General features: G+C 43.8%; 17 protein-coding genes. 4 read left to right on the forward strand and 13 right to left on the reverse strand.

From position 1 onward, the window contains the following. Positions 1–11: 11 nt before the first annotated feature. The 7 genes from hscA to trmJ all read right to left on the reverse strand — a co-directional run bounded on the left by hscA (position 12) and on the right by trmJ (position 5,844). Complete coding sequence (gene hscA / locus VEZ01S_RS01145) at positions 12–1,862, reverse strand: Fe-S protein assembly chaperone HscA (RefSeq protein WP_021712179.1); 1,851 nt, start codon at positions 1,860–1,862, stop codon at positions 12–14. Between the two features lie 23 nt (positions 1,863–1,885). Then, positions 1,886–2,401: a co-chaperone HscB gene (gene hscB / locus VEZ01S_RS01150; protein WP_021712180.1), complete on the reverse strand. Its 516-nt coding sequence runs from the start codon at positions 2,399–2,401 to the stop codon at positions 1,886–1,888. A 68-nt stretch (positions 2,402–2,469) separates the two neighbouring features. After that, the gene (gene iscA / locus VEZ01S_RS01155; protein WP_021712181.1) at positions 2,470–2,793 is read right to left on the reverse strand and encodes an iron-sulfur cluster assembly protein IscA; all 324 of its coding nucleotides are present in this window, start codon (positions 2,791–2,793) and stop codon (positions 2,470–2,472) included. A gap of 45 nt (positions 2,794–2,838) precedes the next feature. Further along, entirely contained in the window at positions 2,839–3,222 is a 384-nt protein-coding gene (iscU, locus tag VEZ01S_RS01160) for a Fe-S cluster assembly scaffold IscU (RefSeq protein ID WP_021712182.1), read from the reverse strand. A gap of 33 nt (positions 3,223–3,255) precedes the next feature. Further along, positions 3,256–4,470 carry an IscS subfamily cysteine desulfurase gene (locus VEZ01S_RS01165; protein ID WP_021712183.1) on the reverse strand — a complete coding sequence of 405 codons (1,215 nt, stop codon included), beginning with the start codon at positions 4,468–4,470 and terminating at the stop codon, positions 3,256–3,258. Positions 4,471–4,497: 27 nt separating this feature from the next. After that, a complete protein-coding gene (iscR, locus tag VEZ01S_RS01170) occupies positions 4,498–5,001 on the reverse strand; it encodes a Fe-S cluster assembly transcriptional regulator IscR (protein ID WP_021712184.1) in 504 nt (167 codons plus the stop codon). A 111-nt stretch (positions 5,002–5,112) separates the two neighbouring features. Beyond that, complete coding sequence (trmJ, locus tag VEZ01S_RS01175) at positions 5,113–5,844, reverse strand: tRNA (cytosine(32)/uridine(32)-2'-O)-methyltransferase TrmJ (protein WP_021712185.1); 732 nt, start codon at positions 5,842–5,844, stop codon at positions 5,113–5,115. 156 nt (positions 5,845–6,000) lie between these two features. On the opposite strand from trmJ, the gene suhB reads away from it, so the two are divergent. Next, a complete protein-coding gene (suhB, locus tag VEZ01S_RS01180) occupies positions 6,001–6,804 on the forward strand; it encodes an inositol-1-monophosphatase (RefSeq protein ID WP_021712186.1) in 804 nt (267 codons plus the stop codon). Positions 6,805–6,923: 119 nt separating this feature from the next. On the opposite strand, the gene glmM is transcribed toward suhB, so the two are convergent. The 4 genes from glmM to rlmE form a co-directional block, all read right to left on the reverse strand. Further along, on the reverse strand, positions 6,924–8,261 hold the full coding sequence (gene glmM, locus VEZ01S_RS01185) for a phosphoglucosamine mutase (RefSeq protein WP_021712187.1): 1,338 nt from the start codon (positions 8,259–8,261) through the stop codon (positions 6,924–6,926). Between the two features lie 16 nt (positions 8,262–8,277). Beyond that, a complete protein-coding gene (folP, locus tag VEZ01S_RS01190; RefSeq protein WP_021712188.1) occupies positions 8,278–9,108 on the reverse strand; it encodes a dihydropteroate synthase in 831 nt (276 codons plus the stop codon). A gap of 91 nt (positions 9,109–9,199) precedes the next feature. Next, positions 9,200–11,125 carry an ATP-dependent zinc metalloprotease FtsH gene (gene ftsH / locus VEZ01S_RS01195; protein WP_040889888.1) on the reverse strand — a complete coding sequence of 642 codons (1,926 nt, stop codon included), beginning with the start codon at positions 11,123–11,125 and terminating at the stop codon, positions 9,200–9,202. 107 nt (positions 11,126–11,232) lie between these two features. Continuing rightward, the gene (rlmE, locus tag VEZ01S_RS01200) at positions 11,233–11,862 is read right to left on the reverse strand and encodes a 23S rRNA (uridine(2552)-2'-O)-methyltransferase RlmE (protein ID WP_021712190.1); all 630 of its coding nucleotides are present in this window, start codon (positions 11,860–11,862) and stop codon (positions 11,233–11,235) included. A 131-nt stretch (positions 11,863–11,993) separates the two neighbouring features. On the opposite strand from rlmE, the gene yhbY reads away from it, so the two are divergent. Next, on the forward strand, positions 11,994–12,290 hold the full coding sequence (gene yhbY, locus VEZ01S_RS01205; protein ID WP_021712191.1) for a ribosome assembly RNA-binding protein YhbY: 297 nt from the start codon (positions 11,994–11,996) through the stop codon (positions 12,288–12,290). Positions 12,291–12,360: 70 nt separating this feature from the next. On the opposite strand, the gene greA is transcribed toward yhbY, so the two are convergent. After that, positions 12,361–12,834 carry a transcription elongation factor GreA gene (gene greA / locus VEZ01S_RS01210; RefSeq protein ID WP_021712192.1) on the reverse strand — a complete coding sequence of 158 codons (474 nt, stop codon included), beginning with the start codon at positions 12,832–12,834 and terminating at the stop codon, positions 12,361–12,363. 504 nt (positions 12,835–13,338) lie between these two features. On the opposite strand from greA, the gene VEZ01S_RS01215 reads away from it, so the two are divergent. Both VEZ01S_RS01215 and dacB read left to right on the forward strand, forming a co-directional pair. Continuing rightward, positions 13,339–14,412 carry a porin gene (locus tag VEZ01S_RS01215; RefSeq protein WP_021712193.1) on the forward strand — a complete coding sequence of 358 codons (1,074 nt, stop codon included), beginning with the start codon at positions 13,339–13,341 and terminating at the stop codon, positions 14,410–14,412. Positions 14,413–14,619: 207 nt separating this feature from the next. Beyond that, positions 14,620–15,990, forward strand: coding sequence for a D-alanyl-D-alanine carboxypeptidase/D-alanyl-D-alanine endopeptidase (gene dacB / locus VEZ01S_RS01220; protein WP_040889889.1), 1,371 nt, complete (start codon positions 14,620–14,622; stop codon positions 15,988–15,990). A gap of 71 nt (positions 15,991–16,061) precedes the next feature. On the opposite strand, the gene VEZ01S_RS01225 is transcribed toward dacB, so the two are convergent. Further along, positions 16,062–16,907 carry a magnesium transporter gene (locus VEZ01S_RS01225; RefSeq protein WP_021712195.1) on the reverse strand — a complete coding sequence of 282 codons (846 nt, stop codon included), beginning with the start codon at positions 16,905–16,907 and terminating at the stop codon, positions 16,062–16,064. Positions 16,908–17,318: the final 411 nt, after the last annotated feature.

The following is a 17,318-nucleotide window of genomic DNA, read 5'->3' on the forward strand; positions in this document are numbered from 1 at the left end:
GTGCGTTATCTCTATATATCATTAACTGATTGGCCAGATAGTGCCTGGCGAATCGATTTATCCATACGACGAGAAGCAAATTCTTGGCTTGCTTTGTCGGTCATTTTAATTCCATCTTCGATGGCATCTGCATCATCGCTATTACGCAATGCAATTAAATCTTCTATCACTTTTAACAGTTGAGCTCGCTCTTCCTCACTCAACAGTTCATCACCATCGGCTTGTAAAGCAGCAATTAAACCTTCAATAACACGGTCAGCTTCTACACGCTGCTCAGCCAGCGCTCTTGCTTGCATGTCCTCTTTGGCAAAGGCCATTGAATCTTTAAGCATTTGAGTGACTTCAGTATCACTGAGTCCATAAGAAGGCTTCACTTGGATTTCAGATTGAACACCAGTGCTCTTTTCCATGGCTGTTACAGAAAGTAAGCCGTCTGCATCCACTTGATAGGTAACACGAATATGCGCAGCGCCAGCCGCCATTGGTGGGATGCCTTTTAAGGCAAATTTTGCCAAAGAGCGACAATCGTCGACCATTTCGCGTTCACCTTGCACGGTATGTACGCTCATGGCTGTTTGACCATCTTTAAACGTAGTGAACTCTTGAGCTCTTGCTACAGGAATCGTGGTGTTACGTGGAATGATTTTTTCCACCAAACCGCCCATGGTTTCAATGCCAAGAGACAGAGGAATCACATCCAGCAATAACATGTCTGAATCAGGTTTATTACCGGCAAGAATGTCAGCTTGAATCGCTGCGCCAATCGCGACCACTTCGTCTGGGTTTATGCTCGTGAGTGGCTCTCTATCAAAGAAATCCCCCACCATAGAACGAACAAGAGGAGTGCGGGTTGAACCGCCAACCATAACCACTTCCAACACTTCATCGGTGCTAATATCAGCGTCTTTAATCGCACGACGACAAGACATCAGTGTTTTCTTCACCAAAGAACGAATGAGGTCGTCAAAGGTTTCTCGGCTGATCTCACCTTGCCAATCAAGTACAGAAACTTGCGTTTGCTCGTGCTCTGATAACGCAATTTTGGTTCGAGCCGCAGCGTTAAGCAAAATGCGGTTTTGCTCAGCCGTTGGCGTCTCTAATCCCATTTCATTTTGAATATGCTGCGCCACAAGGTGATCAAAATCATCGCCACCTAGCGCAGAATCGCCACCAGTGGAAAGCACTTCAAAAACGCCCTTTGACAAACGTAAAATCGAAATATCAAACGTACCACCACCAAGATCATAAACCGCGATCACGCCTTCTTGCGCAGAATCTAAGCCATAAGCAATCGCCGCTGCTGTAGGTTCATTCAATAAACGTAATACGTTTAAACCCGCCAGTTTAGCTGCATCTTTAGTCCCTGCACGTTGTGCATCATCAAAGTATGCAGGCACAGTAATGACCACTCCGGTGAGTTCACCACCTAAGGTATTTTCAGCTCGTTGCCCTAACGTACGTAAAATATCTGCCGAGACTTCAATTGGGTTTTTATGGCCGCTATTGGTGTTTAAAATAGGTAAACCATTCTCACTATCCAAAATGGAATAAGGCAGATTTGGGTATCGCTGATTGATATCAGCGACTGAACGGCCAAGTAAGCGCTTCACTGAAATAATCGTATTTTGTGGGTCTCTTTCGGCCGCTTCTATTGCAGGGTAGCCAACATTGACACTGTCCGCTTGATAATGCACCGCTGAAGGTAATATAGCGCGACCTTCAGAGTCGAGTAACGGGCTTGCGTGTCCGCTGCGCATCGAAGCCACTAATGAGTTAGTGGTACCGAGATCGATACCGGCTGCAAGCTTATGTTCGTGAGGTGCAGAACTTTGACCGGGTTCTGCTATCTGAAGTAATGCCATGACATTCCTATTAATATGTACGACTAACCGAGTAGTCTTTCTTCTAATCGTTCGATTTCTACTAATAATTTCGCGATAAACTTAAGCTTTCTTACACCGTCAGCGGCTTCTGCCCAATGTTCATCATTCAGTTGTTGCTCGATAACTTGCAACTGCTGCTTGTGCATTTTGGAGACTTTATCTGAAAAATCAAACAGCTGTTCTTCTGCATCTGCACTATCACCGATCTCTTCGAGCTCTTCTCTTAGTTCCATTTGTTGCATTAAAAACAGAGGATCTTGCAAAGTTTGCTGCTCAGAGCGGATATCGTGCTGGTTCTCAGCCAGAATATATTCGGCGCGAGAAATAGGATTTTTTATGGTTTGATACGCATCGTTAATCGTCGCTGCTTTCTGAACTGCCATCAGTCGGTCTCGCTCAGAGGCGGTTGCAAATTTATCTGGATGAAAACGACGCTGTAATTCTCTAAACTGAGAAGAAAGAAGGCTACCATCCACTTTAAATTGTGTTGGTAGCCCAAATAGTTCGAAGTGATTCATAATGAGACTCTCGATATTTTAAAGAGAGAGGGCCCATCCGATGACGAGCCCAAGCCTTAACTCGCTAGTTACACGTTGAAGCTCTCGCCACAACCACATTCACTCTTAGCGTTTGGATTGTTAAATTCAAATCCCTCGTTAAGACCTTCTTTTACGTAATCTAACTCTGTACCATCAAGGTAAACTAGGCTCTTGGCATCGATTACAACTTTAACGCCTTTATGCTCGAAAACACTATCTTCATCGTTTACTTCGTCGACGAATTCAAGCACATACGCCATACCTGAGCAACCCGTAGTCTTAATACCTAAACGTAAACCAAAGCCTTTGCCTCGGCTGTCTAGAAAAGATCTTACGCGGTCTGCCGCGGTTTCTGTCATTGTGATGGCCATACTACAACCTTTATTGCCAATGAGGGAGCAAGCTCCCTCTAATTATTACTCTTGATGTTTTTTCTTATAATCTGATACTGCTGCTTTGATAGCATCTTCAGCAAGAATAGAACAGTGTACTTTTACTGGAGGAAGCTCTAACTCGTCAGCAATTTCAGAGTTTTTAATGGCTGCAGCTTCGTCTACCGTTTTGCCTTTTACCCACTCAGTTACCAGTGAACTAGAAGCAATGGCGCTACCACAACCATAAGTTTTAAATTTTGCATCTTCAATAATGCCCTCTGGGGTCACTTTGATTTGCAATTTCATTACGTCACCACACGCGGGTGCACCTACCATTCCGCTCCCAACGTTAGGGTCTTCTTTATCAAAAGAACCTACGTTACGTGGGTTTTCGTAGTGGTCTAATACTTTTTCACTGTAAGCCATAATATAGTCCTCTAATCCTCTACTTCCTTGGAATTAGTGATGTGCCCACTCTACAGTGTCCAAATCAATGCCTTCCTTGAACATATCCCAAAGGGGAGACATGTCGCGTAATTTTGTCACTGCTGTACAAATTTGCTCAGCAGCATGGTCAATCTCTTCTTCCGTTGTGTAACGACCAAAAGAGAAACGTACAGAACTGTGTGCAAGCTCATCATTCAAGCCTAAAGCACGAAGTACATATGAAGGCTCCAGGCTTGCAGATGTACATGCAGAGCCAGAAGAAACAGCTAAGTCTTTTAATGACATAAGCAGTGACTCACCTTCAACAAACGCAAAGCTTACGTTCAGGTTGTGTGGTACACGTTGCTCAAAATCACCGTTTACTGTGACGGCTTCAAGACCTTTAATTTTATCCATCAAACGGTTACGTAACGTTAACGCGTGTTGATAATCTTGCTCCATATCGAGCTTAGCAATACGGAACGCTTCACCCATACCCACGATTTGGTGAGTCGGTAAGGTTCCTGAACGGAAACCACGCTCATGACCGCCACCGTGCATTTGTGCCTCTAAGCGAATACGAGGTTTACGACGAACGTAAAGCGCACCAATACCTTTAGGGCCATACACTTTATGCGCCGAAAGAGAGATAAGATCAACTTTCATCTCTTGCACATCGATAGGTAATTTACCTGCAGATTGCGCGGCATCTACGTGGAAAACAATCTTACGTTCACGGCAAAGTTCGCCAATAGAAGTGATGTCTTGAATCACGCCAATTTCATTGTTCACATGCATGATAGAAACCAGCACGGTATCTTCGCGAATGGCCTCTTGTAGCTTGTTTAGATCGATTAGGCCATTGGCTTCAGGTTGTAAATAGGTCACTTCAAACCCTTCACGCTCCAATTGACGACATGGATCTAAAACGGCTTTATGTTCTGTTTTACAAGTAATGACGTGCTTGCCTTTCTTGGAGTAGAAATGCGCAGCACCTTTAATAGCAAGGTTGTCAGACTCGGTGGCACCTGATGTAAAGACGATCTCACGAGGATCGGCATTTAATAAATCGGCGATATTCTCACGAGCCGTGTCGACGGCTTCTTCTGCTTGCCATCCAAAACGGTGTGAACGAGAGGCTGGATTACCGAAGTTGCCATCCATAGTCATATGCTGGACCATTTTCTCTGCAACACGTTCATCGACTGGGCAAGTTGCTGAGTAGTCTAAATAAATTGGCAGTTTCATTATTAACTCCAAGTAAAACTGTTTGCTCTATGAGCGGACATTGATGCCGATTGCTTGTGCAATTGATTTAGAGCTAAATCCATGATTAGACGCTAAATCCATGTCTTGGCGGCCTGAAATTTCTAAAACTTCATTGTCCAGCATCAACTCACCTAAGGTGATGTTGTTTAAAAAATCACTAATGCGAGAACTTAAATCTCGCCACAGGGTATGAGTAAGACAGCGTGCGCCTCCCTGACAACTGGCTTTGCCGTTGCATCGAGTCGCTTCAACTGACTCATCAACCGCTGAAATAATAGTACCAATAGCGATAAATTGTGCTTCTTTACCCAAGTTATAACCGCCACCAGGGCCACGAACACTTGCTACTAAGCCGGCTTTACGCAACTTGGAGAACAACTGTTCTAAGTAAGAGAGAGAAATGCCTTGGCGCTCTGATATATCGGCCAGTGGAACAGGCCCACATTGAGAATGCAACGCTACATCAAGCATGGCGGTTACAGCATATCTTCCTTTCGATGTAAGCTTCATATCACACTCTTTCCGATTATTTTGTTAAGGAAAGTCTCCCATACCCGACAAAAACGGTCAAGTATTTATTTGACCATTTTACTCAAGTATTTATCCCTAACAATAACGCGGTTATTTTTTGTGCGATATTTCCTTTTGGACTGCCGTCAGTACGCCACGTAAAATATTTATTTCTTGGGCTTCTGGGCGGGCACGACTAAACAGTCTTCGTAACTTACTCATTACCTGATTAGGCTTATCCTTTTCAATAAACTGGGTATCAACGAGGACATTTTCAAGGTGCTGATAAAACATTTCTAATTCATTGTGTCTTGAATACTCGACAGGCTCACTTTCAGGGTACTGGGCTTTGTCACTTTCAAGAAATGCCATTCTCACTTCGTAACAGAGAGTCTGTACGGCCATCGCTAAGTTTAATGAGCTGTATTCAGGGTTTGCAGGTATTGCAACGTGGTATTGGCAAAGCTGTAATTCTTCGTTAGTTAGGCCCGTTCTTTCACGGCCAAATACTAAGGCTACTGGAGTTGATGTGCCTTCTTGTACAAACTTCACGCCGCACTCTCTAGGTTCAAGCATAGGCCAGTTTAAGGTGCGAGAACGCGCACTAGAACCCACGACAAGGGCACAGTCAGCGACCGCTTCTTGCATGCTAGAAAAAATCTGAGCGTTGTTGACGACGTCATCAGCACCTGCGGCCAACGCCATGGTTTGATCGTCAATCTCACATTGAGGATCAACCAACACCAGTTGCTTCAGCCCCATCACTTTCATTGCTCTTGCTGCTGAACCGATATTTCCAGGGTGAGAAGTCCCCACTAATACCACTTTGACGTTTTGTAACATCAAGCTTACCTCTATTTATTAGAACCCGAGCATACTATCACATCCCCTATTAGGCGCAAAAAAAACACACGAACAAAAAATAACCACTTCCCTTTTGCTAAGAACTTGCTTATACTCCGCACCGCTTTCGTTCTTTAACATCCGTTGGGTATAACTATGCATCCTATGCTAAATATCGCTATTCGCGCTGCGCGAAAAGCTGGCAATCATATTGCGAAATCTCTAGAAACTGCTGACAAGATTGAAGTCTCGCTAAAAGGCGAAAATGACTTTATGACTAACATCAATAAAGACGCAGAACATGTGATTATTGATACCATCAAGTCTTCTTACCCTGACCACAGCATTGTTGCTGAAGAGTCTGGTTTGACTGCTGGTAAAGATGACGCAGTTCAATGGATCATTGACCCACTGGATGGCACCAATAACTTCGTTAAGGGTATTCCACACTTCGCTGTATCTATTGCTGTTCGCATCAATGGTAAAACAGAAGTTGCTTGTGTTTATGACCCAATGCTTAACGAGCTATTCACTGCACAACGCGGTGCTGGCGCTCAACTAAACAACGCACGTATCCGTGTAAAACAACTTAAAGATCTTCAAGGTACTGTGCTTGCTACTGGCTTCCCATTCAAGCAAAAACAACACTCTGAATCTTACTTCAAAATCATGAGCTCTCTATTTACCGAAGTGGCTGACTTCCGTCGCACCGGTTCTCCTGCTCTTGACCTATGTTACCTTGCGGCTAACCGTGTTGACGGTTACTTTGAACTTGGCCTTAAGCCTTGGGATCTTGCAGCTGGCGACCTTATCGCTCGTGAAGCTGGCGTGATTCTTACTGACTTTGCTGGCGGTACTGATTACATGAAGTCTGGCAACATTGTTGGCTCTAGTGCTCGCGGCGTTAAAAACATTCTTCGTCACATCCGTGAAAACGCAAACGAAGGTATGTTGAAGTAATCGCCTCAGCGAATACAAAAAACATAAAAAAAAACGGCCATCATCTGATGGCCGTTTTTTTATTTCGAATTGATACCAATCACACTAAGTAAGTGATCAGAGCTAGCGCAGGAAAAATGCTAGCAATTTTCGCGAACGGTATCGGCAATACGGTTAGCAAGGTTTAATACAAGCTCACCATCTTCACCTTCCACCATGACTCGAATCAATGGCTCAGTACCTGACTTACGCAGTAATACTCGACCTTTGTCACCTAGCTCTTGCTCAGCTTGTGCAACTGAATCTAGGACCACTTCAAGTTGCATTGGATCTGATTCACCAGAGAAACGCACGTTGATAAGCTCTTGCGGGTAAAGAGTCATGCCTTGTGACAAGTCAAACAAGTTCATTCCGCTATCCACGATAGAAGCCAATACTTGCAGTGCTGCTACAATCGCATCACCAGTAGTCACTTTGTCTAATAGAATAACGTGACCTGAGTTTTCAGCGCCAATGCTCCAGCCTTTTTCTTTCAGCTGTTCCATGACATAACGGTCACCTACCGCTGCGCGAGAAAATGGAATGCCTAATTGCTTAAGGCCATTTTCCATACCAAGGTTAGTCATTAGCGTTCCCACTACACCACCTTTTAACTCGCCGCGACGCAGCGCATCACGAGCAATGATGTAAGCGATTTGATCGCCATCCACTTTATTGCCTTTGTGGTCAACCATAATGATGCGGTCACCGTCACCATCAAAGCCTAAACCTAGATCGGCACTCTCTTCGACAACTTTAGCTTGTAATGCACGCACATCTGTTGCGCCCACTTCTTCATTGATGTTAAGACCATTTGGCTCACACCCCATCAATACCAGCTCAGCGCCTAGCTCTTTAAATACATTTGGAGCAATGTGATAAGTGGCGCCGTGCGCACAATCAACCACAATTTTCAAGCTCGATAAGTTTGCTGAGCTTGGGAAAGTACTTTTACAAAATTCGATATAACGACCCGCCGCATCGGTCATGCGTGCCGCTTTACCGAGCAATGCAGACTCCACACACTCGATGTTTTTATCCAGCTCAGCTTCAATCGCAAGCTCGATGTCATCTGGCAACTTTGTGCCTTCTGATGAGAAGAACTTAATACCGTTGTCATAGTATGGGTTATGCGAGGCGGAAATTACGATGCCGGCTTCAGCGCGGAAAGTCTGCGTTAAATAAGCTACAGCAGGGGTTGGCATTGGGCCAGTCAAGGTCGCTTTAAGACCTGCGGCCGCTAAACCCGCTTCAAGAGCAGATTCAAGCATGTAACCAGAGATGCGCGTATCTTTACCAATAATGACTTTTTTAGTGCCTTGTTTTGCTAGCACGCGGCCAGCAGCCCAGCCCAGTTTCAATACAAAATCAGGAGTGATTGGGTATTGCCCAACTTTTCCGCGAATACCATCAGTACCAAAATAACGTCTTTTAGACATTGTTCATTCCTAGTTATTATTTTAATGAATTCATAAAGCTTACCACGCGCACGGCATCTACCGTTTCTGCGACATCGTGAACTCTAATAATTTGCGCGCCTTTTTGTGCGGCAATAACCGCGCACGCGACACTGCCAGACACACACTCTGCTGGCGTTTTATCTAGCAGTTTAAATACCATAGACTTTCTAGACATTCCCGCCAATATTGGCATATTAAAACGGTGGAACTCGTGAAGTCGCTCTAATAGATGGTAATTATTCTGTAAAGTCTTACCAAAGCCAAACCCAGGATCAAGTATCAACTTGTCGCGACTGATACCCACTTTTTCACATGCCGAAATACGTTCATCTAAAAACTGAGCCACATCAGAAAGTAAATCATCATATTGAGGATTCAGCTGCATAGTTTTAGGTTGCCCTTGCATATGCATTAAGCAAACCGGCAAACCGGATTCGGCGGCGGCCTCTAACGCTCCTGGCTCTTGCAATGCTCTTACATCATTAATCACATCCGCACCAGCGTGAGCCGCCTGCTTAATCACCTCGGCCTTGCTGGTATCAATAGATATCCACACATCTGATTCTGCTCGCAACGCTTTAATCACAGGGATAACACGTTGCAACTCTTCAGTCAGGGAGACTTCGGGAGCATTCGGGCGAGTTGACTCACCGCCAATATCGATAATGCTAGCACCTGCAGCAATCATTTTTCGAGCTTGGGTAAGTGCATCTTCGATTTGATTGTATTTGCCGCCATCAGAAAAGGAATCTGGAGTGACATTGAGGATGCCCATCACTTGAGGTGAGGTAAGGTTGAGTTGTTTGTTTCCGTTACTAAGAATCATGGCACTAACAAGTTTGAAATTTTAAACGATTTTATGAAGGGGTTAAAACAGAAAAACCCCGAGAAGTCTCGGGGTTTAATTTGCTTAATGCTTATTCTGAGTCTTTTTCCGTAGGCTCTGCTTTAGATTCTTCAGCTTGTTCTGGCTTAGCTTGCGCTTCGGCCTTTGGCTGTTCTTTTACAGGCGCTGTTGGTTGTTCACCCCAACCTGCTGGCTCACGAATGTCTGACTTACGATCCATAAGATCATCAATCTGACCGGCATCAATAGTTTCGTATTTCATCAATGCATCTTTCATTGAGTGCATGATATCCATATTCTCTTCTAGAATTTGGCGAGCACGAGCGTAGTTGCGGTCAATGATCTGACGAATCTCATCATCGATAAGCTTAGCGGTATCATCAGACATGTGTTTAGTCTGAGTTACGCTACGACCTAAGAAAACTTCACCTTCTTCTTCAGCATAAAGAAGAGGACCCAGTTTTTCAGAGAAGCCCCATTGAGTAACCATTTTACGAGCAATATCCGTTGCACGTTCGATATCGTTTGAAGCACCTGTTGATACGCGTTCTTTGCCGTAGATTAGCTCTTCAGCAAGACGACCACCGTATAGGCTTGAAATCATCGACTCTAGATGACGACGGTTCATGCTCACGCGATCTTGTTCAGGCAAGTACATAGTCACACCTAGCGCACGGCCACGTGGAATAATCGATACCTTATACACAGGATCGTGCTCAGGAACCAAGCGACCAATGATTGCGTGGCCTGCTTCGTGGTATGCCGTTGACTCTTTGATGTCATCGGTCATTACCATAGAGCGGCGCTCTGCACCCATCATGATTTTGTCTTTCGCTTGTTCAAACTCAACCATTGAAACGTTGCGCTTGTTACCGCGCGCCGCAAACAATGCTGCTTCGTTCACAAGGTTCGCTAGGTCTGCACCAGAGAAACCTGGTGTACCACGAGCGATAAGTGAAGGTTCAACGTCACTGGCTAGCGGTACTTTACGCATATGAACTTTAAGAATCTGTTCACGACCACGTACATCTGGAAGTCCTACTACAACCTGACGGTCAAAACGACCTGGACGTAGCAATGCAGGGTCAAGTACATCTGGACGGTTAGTTGCAGCAACGACGATAATACCTTCGTTACCCTCAAAACCATCCATCTCTACTAACATTTGGTTCAAGGTTTGCTCACGCTCATCATGACCACCACCCACACCTGCGCCACGTTGGCGACCTACAGCATCGATTTCATCGATAAAGATGATACAAGGAGCGGCTTTCTTCGCTTGTTCGAACATGTCACGTACACGAGATGCACCCACACCAACGAACATTTCAACAAAGTCAGAACCTGAAATAGTAAAGAATGGTACTTTTGCTTCACCGGCAATTGCCTTAGCAAGCAATGTTTTACCTGTACCCGGAGGACCGACCAACAATACGCCTGTTGGGATCTTACCACCCAACTTTTGGAATCGGCTTGGGTCACGCAGATAATCAACCAGCTCTTTAACGTCTTCTTTAGCTTCATCACAACCCGCAACATCAGAGAACAGCGTTTTGATTTGCTCTTCACTCATCATACGAGCTTTTGATTTACCGAAAGACATTGCGCCTTTACCGCCACCGCCTTGCATTTGACGCATGAAGAAGATCCACACACCAATTAGCAGAATCATTGGGAACCATGAAATAAAGATAGTTCCTAGAAGGCTTTGCTCTTCTGGTGGTGTACCCGACACTTTCACGTTCTTATTGATCAAATCATCAAGAAGCTTGCTGTCATATACAGGCATATAAGTCACGTTACGTGAATTATCACTGCGGTAGAAAACGATTTCTTTATCGTTAATTTTTGCTTCACGAATCTGGCCTTGGCCAACTTCCTGTACAAAAGTGGTGTAATCCACTGATTTTCCGTCACTGTCTCCTGGGCCAAAGCTCTGGAAAACCGACATTAGCACTACAGCTATCACTAGCCACAGAATTAGATTTTTTGCCATGTCACTCAAGGTGTAAGCCTCTCGATAACTAATTGTAATTAAAAGTAGATTACTACAGTTTGGGAGCTGTAGCCAGAATGTAACTCTTTCTTAAGCTCAAAGCTTAACTAGCCTTTGTAACCGGTTGCTACAATAAACACTTCACGAGAGCGTGCTCGAGAAGAGTCAGGTTTTCGAACTTTAACGGTTTTAAACATGTTACGTACATCTTTTACGTACTGATCAAAACCTTCGCCCTGAAACACTTTAACAACAAAACTACCATTTGTAGCTAGAACTTGTCGACACATATCAAGTGCTAATTCGACTAAATACATCGCTCTTGGTTGGTCTACAGAATTATTGCCTGCGATATTAGGGGCCATGTCCGACATTACTACATCCACCATGTTTGGCTGGATACGCTCTAGCAATGCTTCAAGTACACTGTCCTCCCTAAAATCGCCCTGTAAGAAGCTTACACCAGCAATAGGGTCCATTGGCAACAAGTCACAAGCAATTATTTGCCCATTGTCACCAACTATTTTTGCAGCGTATTGAGACCATCCTCCAGGAGCGGCGCCCAAATCCACAACCGTCATGCCTGCATTGAACAGCCTATCTTTTGTGTGGATTTCTTCCATTTTGAAATAGGCACGTGAACGATAGCCTTTTTTTCTCGCTTCGTTAGCGTATTTATCATCAAAATGCTCTTTCAACCATCGACCCGAACTGGCCGAATGCTTTTGTTTACTCATTCAACTTCCAAAGTGATAGGAGTAGGCAATATGCCTAATATTCCCGTTTAATGGATAAAGTATAGTCTTGAGACCTATATGACGTTAAAATAGGATTTTTCAACCCTTACATAAAAGAAATTGGCCGCGATATGAACTTAAGCACCAAACAAAAGCAGCATCTTAAAGGCTTAGCACACGATCTAAAACCGGTTGTGTTGATGGGCGCAAATGGACTTACTGAGGCTGTTCTAGCGGAGATTGAAATTGCACTGGATCATCATGAGTTGATCAAGGTTAAAGTTGCATCGGAAGACCGTGACACTAAAAACCTTATTATTGACGCTATCATTCGTGAAACCGGCGCAGAGAAAGTACAAACTATTGGTAAAACCCTAGTAATGTACCGCCAATCAGAACAACGTAAAATCGAAATCCCTCGCAAGTAAGCGTATTTCGATTCATCGTACTAAAAAAGGCTGCTTACGCAGCCTTTTTGCTATCACTAACCAATATCGATTAAATGTATTCTACTTGGTCAATTTCGTAATCTTTTACGCCGCCTGGAGTCGTGATCGTTACTTCATCACCTTCCAACTTGCCAATCAAGCCACGAGCAATAGGTGAACTCACTGAGATACGACCTAATTTAATATCAGCTTCATCTTCACCGACAATTTGGTACTTAAACTCCTCTTCAGTATCAACGTCGATCATCGTCACTGTAGTACCGAAAATTACTTTGCCTGTGTTGTCCATTTTAGTCACATCAATCACTTGTGCTACAGACAATTTATATTCGATATCACGAATCTGTGCTTCACAGATGCCTTGCTCTTCACGAGCGGCATGATATTCAGCATTTTCTTTAAGGTCACCCAACTCACGAGCTTCAGCAATCGCTACTGAAATTTGCGGACGCAATTTCAATAGTCTTTCTAGTTCTGTTTTTAGTTGCTGTTCGCCACGAACAGTCATTGGCACTTTTTCCATATCAAACCTCTTTGTCCACTAATTTTTGGACAGCAAAAACCTATCGAGCATAAGCTCAACAAGCAAAAAACGAATAATGATGAGCTAATTGTACAGAAAGATCGGTTTTTTTTCACCTTTATTCGATTTAGCAATAAACAAGGGAAACGTGATGCATATCACAGCAATAAACGTAAAAACCGTGGGGATTCAAACAGATAAATATAAATTAAAATAAAAACACCCAATAAGGGACTGGTCTCATATTGCACATAAGCTACTGATTTCATTAGATCAAGCATCAGTCAGACAACATCAACTCACAAAAAGTTCCAGCAATTTATATCATTTTACTATCACCCAATTCTTCATCTACGTCAGAATTCTAACTCGATAACAAATCTTAATTAACGAGAAATACTGTGAATTACAATAACTTAGCACAGTTCTTTATCGGCGATTTGTTTTAGGGAGTTGAGGTTTATTAAACCTTTTTATCGGATAAATACATTCTAGGACTTAGAAATGAACAAAAAAATTATTGCTCTAGCCGTTGCAGGTGCCGCATTCGGAACTCAAGCAACAGCTGTTGAATTATACAACCAAGACGGTTCTACTTTCTCTATCGGCGGTCACGTATCGGTCAGTGCTCTTGGCAACACAGGGGATGTATACAATTCAGATACAAATGCTTACCAAAGCGGTTCTACTGACATCATTGCAAACTCGCCACGCATCAACTTCAACGCAACTCAAGACCTAGGTCATGGCTTTACTGCTGATGCTAAAGGCGAATGGGCACTTAACTACCTAGATGGTGGCGGTAACTCATTCACCACTCGTTTGGGTTACATTGGTGTGTCTCACGATGACTTCGGTCGCGCTGTAGCAGGTACACAATGGTCTCCTTACTACGATGTCGCTGGTATTGCAGATATGCCTATCGCATTCGCAAACGACTTCCTATATGACAACCACGGTGCACTAGGTACTGGCCGTGCAGAAAATATGATTTCTTACCGTAACGACATTGAGCTGGGTGACAACCTTTCTCTCTTCGGTGGTCTAGGTTGGCAGGATAACGCAACTTCTGGTTTTGATTCTCGTGGTCAAGTGACCGTAGGTGTTAACTTCCAAGACTTCATGCTGGGCTATGCTTACAGTGCAGGCGATCGTAGCGATAGCTTAGTACGCAAAGAAGAAGCGATTTCACACGCGCTTTCAGCGAAATACGGTTCATACGGTAAAGGTCTGTACGTTGCTGGTGTTTACACGATGAACGAATACATGCACGGCACAGCAAACTACAATACTGGCGCAAATACCGGCGATGTTCTCGATGACTCTAACGGCATTGAATTTATTGCAGCTTATGCATTTGCAAACAGCTTGAACCTATCGATCAACTACGAAGCAGTAGAAAGTAACGATAAGAAAGTTGTTGATGGTACGGTATACAGCCAAATGGCTTTCCAAGCTGAATACAACTTCACTCCTACTTTTGTTGGCTTTGCGGGTTACCAAGTTGACCTTGGTTCTGACATCGACGGATACAAAGAAAACGATATGTGGAACATCGGTGTTCGTTACTACTTGTAATCGTCCCCCAATGCTTCAATGACCCAACAGAGGTCTATATTGCTTAACGTGAACAATGTCACTGAAAATACCTTTGCGTAATAACAGTGCCTTGCCATAGAAAATAAATACTTACTTAGATAAGTAGAATTATACAAAACACCTGCCTTTTGGCGGGTGTTTTTGTTTATACTGTTTTTACAGCCTAATGCCTTTACTAAGAATTCTATGCGCGCGCTTACCCTATTATTACTCTGTGGAGTCACCTTCGTAGCATCCGCTTCAATCTCTACGCCTTATGAGGTTCTGCCTACCGGACACCTTTCAAGCGTCATCGTGATGCAAAATGGTGCGGTAGAATCCTCGCACAATGCCGACCAACTTCTACCACCGGCCAGTACGCTAAAATTAGTCACGGCACTTGCAGCAAAACTGCACTGGAAAGACGGCTATCAATTTTCTACTGGGTTGTACAAACAGGGCCAAGATTACAGTCTTCGTTTTGCTGGCGATCCGAGTTTAACTCGTCGAGATCTTGAATCTCTACTTAGCCACCTAAAACAACAAACCATCACTGGTAACTTATACCTCGATGGATCCGTTTTTGATGGCTATGATCGTGGTGTTGGCTGGCCCTGGGATGTACTTGGCGTCTGCTACGCAGCTCCGGCTTCCGCATTAAGCCTAGAAGGTAACTGTGTGCAAGCTTCCTTGAAAACATTGGCTAATGGAGGTACTTCTGTTTTTGTTCCTCAATATCAACCTATTACAGTAAAAAGCACCGTCACTGCCGTCACCAAGGAGGAGAAGCAACACAGCTACTGTGATTTAAACCTCTCAACAGCGCCAAATAACAGTTATGTGTTAAGTGGTTGTTTAGTTCACCGCAACAAGCCTCTTCCACTTAAATTTGCCGTGCAATCCCCTAGCCTTTACCTTAAAAAAACCATCTTGGCGATTTTTGAGCAACAAGGCACTAAACTGAAAGGCAAGATTAAGCTACAGAACATGGACGACAACGCGGTATTAGTTGCAGAGCATAAATCTAAGCCTCTCGATGACATGCTGCAATTTATGCTACATAAGTCCAATAACCTCTACGCTGATAACATCACCAAACAATTAGGTGCCGATTTTTATGGCGAACATGGCAGTTTTAACAGTGGTACATCGGCCATTCGTGAAATTTTAAAAGAAGAAGCAAAGATTGATCTTGGGAACTCGGTACTAGAGGATGGCTCTGGCTTATCACGAAACAATCGAGTATCACCAAAGATAATGATGCAGATTATGCAGTTTATCAAAGCGCACAATCAGCAATTGCACCTTATCGAGCTCATGCCAACATCAGGTTTAGATGGCACATTAAAATATCGCCCAAGCATGCAAGATGTACACATTAAGGGACATATAAAAGGAAAAAGTGGCTCTTTGTTTGGCAGTCATAATATGGTTGGTTATAGCTATAATGACCAAGGCAAAATCAGCCATACCTTTGTGCAATATGTCAGTAACTACCATCCAGCGCCTGCGGAAAAAGGCACAGAGCCAGCCATTACTCGTTTTGAAAAAGCCTTCTATCAGTCACTGATAGAATAGCTCGGCATAACATAATAATGCTAAAAAACAGGGCTAAAAACTTAGCCCTGTTTTCCATAGCAACGATATCTTTAACCGATACCTAGAAAGTAATTTACCGCACTAAAATAGACCCACATCCCCGTAATATCGACGATTGAAGCTAATACTGGGCTCACTAGCACCGCAGGATCAAGCTTAAATGCTCTGGCTAAAATGGGTAATACCCCACCTAACACCGTTGAGAATAATATTTGAATAAATAAGGCCACTGCTATCGCAAGTGCAATGATATTCAAATCATATCCCCCTGTTGAAATGCCGTCGCTGAACAATAAAATACGCCCAACAATCACCAGAGCAATCACAAAGGCAATACATACAGCCACGCGACTTTCTTTCCAGAGCACTGATAGCCATTGGCGTTTTTTAAGCTCACCCGTAGCAAGTGCTCTTATCACCAAAGTGGCCGCTTGAGTTCCGGTATTTCCACCAGCGGCGGCAATCACTGGCATATAAATCGCTAACAGGACCAATTGGCTGAGAGTATCTTCATAGCTGGCAATAATAAGGCCAGACACGATCCCCATTAAAGCTAACCCCACAATCCAACCGATGCGTTGCTGCACATGCGCAAGCACACCAGTGGATAAATACCCCTTATGAGGTTCTGCTTCTGAGCGAATAAAACCCAGTTGATGAGCAAAATGGCGAGCTCTTACGTCCTCACCGATCACTTCTAACTCAGCGATAATGCGCTGAACAAAAGCCACGGAACATTGATTAAGTACTGCAACCGCCTCTTCGATGGGCATCACTTGCAGCAACTTGATTTGTTGTTTTTCTTCGTATTTTAAAAATGCATTGGTTGCAGCATATATCTCCTCACTCGAAAACGTTGTTTTATCGTGAAGTGAAGCTGTATTCATTACCGTCATGGCGAATCTCCCGATTAGCTGTGTCGACATCTATTTATGCACGCATTTTGTAAGCAAAATACACTACCTAAAATAGATACAAATGGGGTAACGACCATCAAAATAGCGCGCATAGACCACGGCAAAACAGCCAGACTATGTCTGCGTAATTTTTAGCTAGAGTGTGAGGAGAAAAAGTATAGGAGAATCAGAAAGTGCTTAAACAAAGGATCTCTACCACTGAGGCAGAAACGAACAAGGTACGTACCGACAGCGGTTTACTTCTCTCCCTGACTACTAGGAGGATGGTCGGTAGTGTTCATAAAGTTCTCCAATAAATACTGGGGTTCCAGTGGCGGATAATATACAAAACTCATGCTAGCTTCACAAGTTGCTGAAATAAAATAGGCGCCTAAAAAGGCGCCTATTAAC

Origin of the sequence: Vibrio ezurae NBRC 102218 (assembly GCF_000467185.1) — a bacterium.
In the GTDB taxonomy this organism is placed as follows: Bacteria; Pseudomonadota; Gammaproteobacteria; order Enterobacterales; family Vibrionaceae; genus Vibrio; species Vibrio ezurae.

Excerpts from the sequence above, each read along its gene's own strand:
- ftsH (WP_040889888.1), bottom strand. The coding sequence starts at position 11,125 with ATGGCAAAAAATCTAATTCTGTGGCTAGTGATAGCTGTAGTGCTAATG.
- iscA (WP_021712181.1), bottom strand. The coding sequence starts at position 2,793 with ATGGCCATCACAATGACAGAAACCGCGGCAGACCGCGTAAGATCTTTT.
- folP (WP_021712188.1), bottom strand. The coding sequence starts at position 9,108 with ATGATTCTTAGTAACGGAAACAAACAACTCAACCTTACCTCACCTCAA.
- VEZ01S_RS01215 (WP_021712193.1), top strand. The coding sequence starts at position 13,339 with ATGAACAAAAAAATTATTGCTCTAGCCGTTGCAGGTGCCGCATTCGGA.
- yhbY (WP_021712191.1), top strand. The coding sequence starts at position 11,994 with ATGAACTTAAGCACCAAACAAAAGCAGCATCTTAAAGGCTTAGCACAC.
- glmM (WP_021712187.1), bottom strand. The coding sequence starts at position 8,261 with ATGTCTAAAAGACGTTATTTTGGTACTGATGGTATTCGCGGAAAAGTT.
- VEZ01S_RS01165 (WP_021712183.1), bottom strand. The coding sequence starts at position 4,470 with ATGAAACTGCCAATTTATTTAGACTACTCAGCAACTTGCCCAGTCGAT.
- greA (WP_021712192.1), bottom strand. The coding sequence starts at position 12,834 with ATGGAAAAAGTGCCAATGACTGTTCGTGGCGAACAGCAACTAAAAACA.
- hscB (WP_021712180.1), bottom strand. The coding sequence starts at position 2,401 with ATGAATCACTTCGAACTATTTGGGCTACCAACACAATTTAAAGTGGAT.
- iscU (WP_021712182.1), bottom strand. The coding sequence starts at position 3,222 with ATGGCTTACAGTGAAAAAGTATTAGACCACTACGAAAACCCACGTAAC.
- VEZ01S_RS01225 (WP_021712195.1), bottom strand. The coding sequence starts at position 16,907 with ATGACGGTAATGAATACAGCTTCACTTCACGATAAAACAACGTTTTCG.
- iscR (WP_021712184.1), bottom strand. The coding sequence starts at position 5,001 with ATGAAGCTTACATCGAAAGGAAGATATGCTGTAACCGCCATGCTTGAT.
- dacB (WP_040889889.1), top strand. The coding sequence starts at position 14,620 with ATGCGCGCGCTTACCCTATTATTACTCTGTGGAGTCACCTTCGTAGCA.
- trmJ (WP_021712185.1), bottom strand. The coding sequence starts at position 5,844 with ATGTTACAAAACGTCAAAGTGGTATTAGTGGGGACTTCTCACCCTGGA.
- rlmE (WP_021712190.1), bottom strand. The coding sequence starts at position 11,862 with ATGAGTAAACAAAAGCATTCGGCCAGTTCGGGTCGATGGTTGAAAGAG.
- hscA (WP_021712179.1), bottom strand. The coding sequence starts at position 1,862 with ATGGCATTACTTCAGATAGCAGAACCCGGTCAAAGTTCTGCACCTCAC.
- suhB (WP_021712186.1), top strand. The coding sequence starts at position 6,001 with ATGCATCCTATGCTAAATATCGCTATTCGCGCTGCGCGAAAAGCTGGC.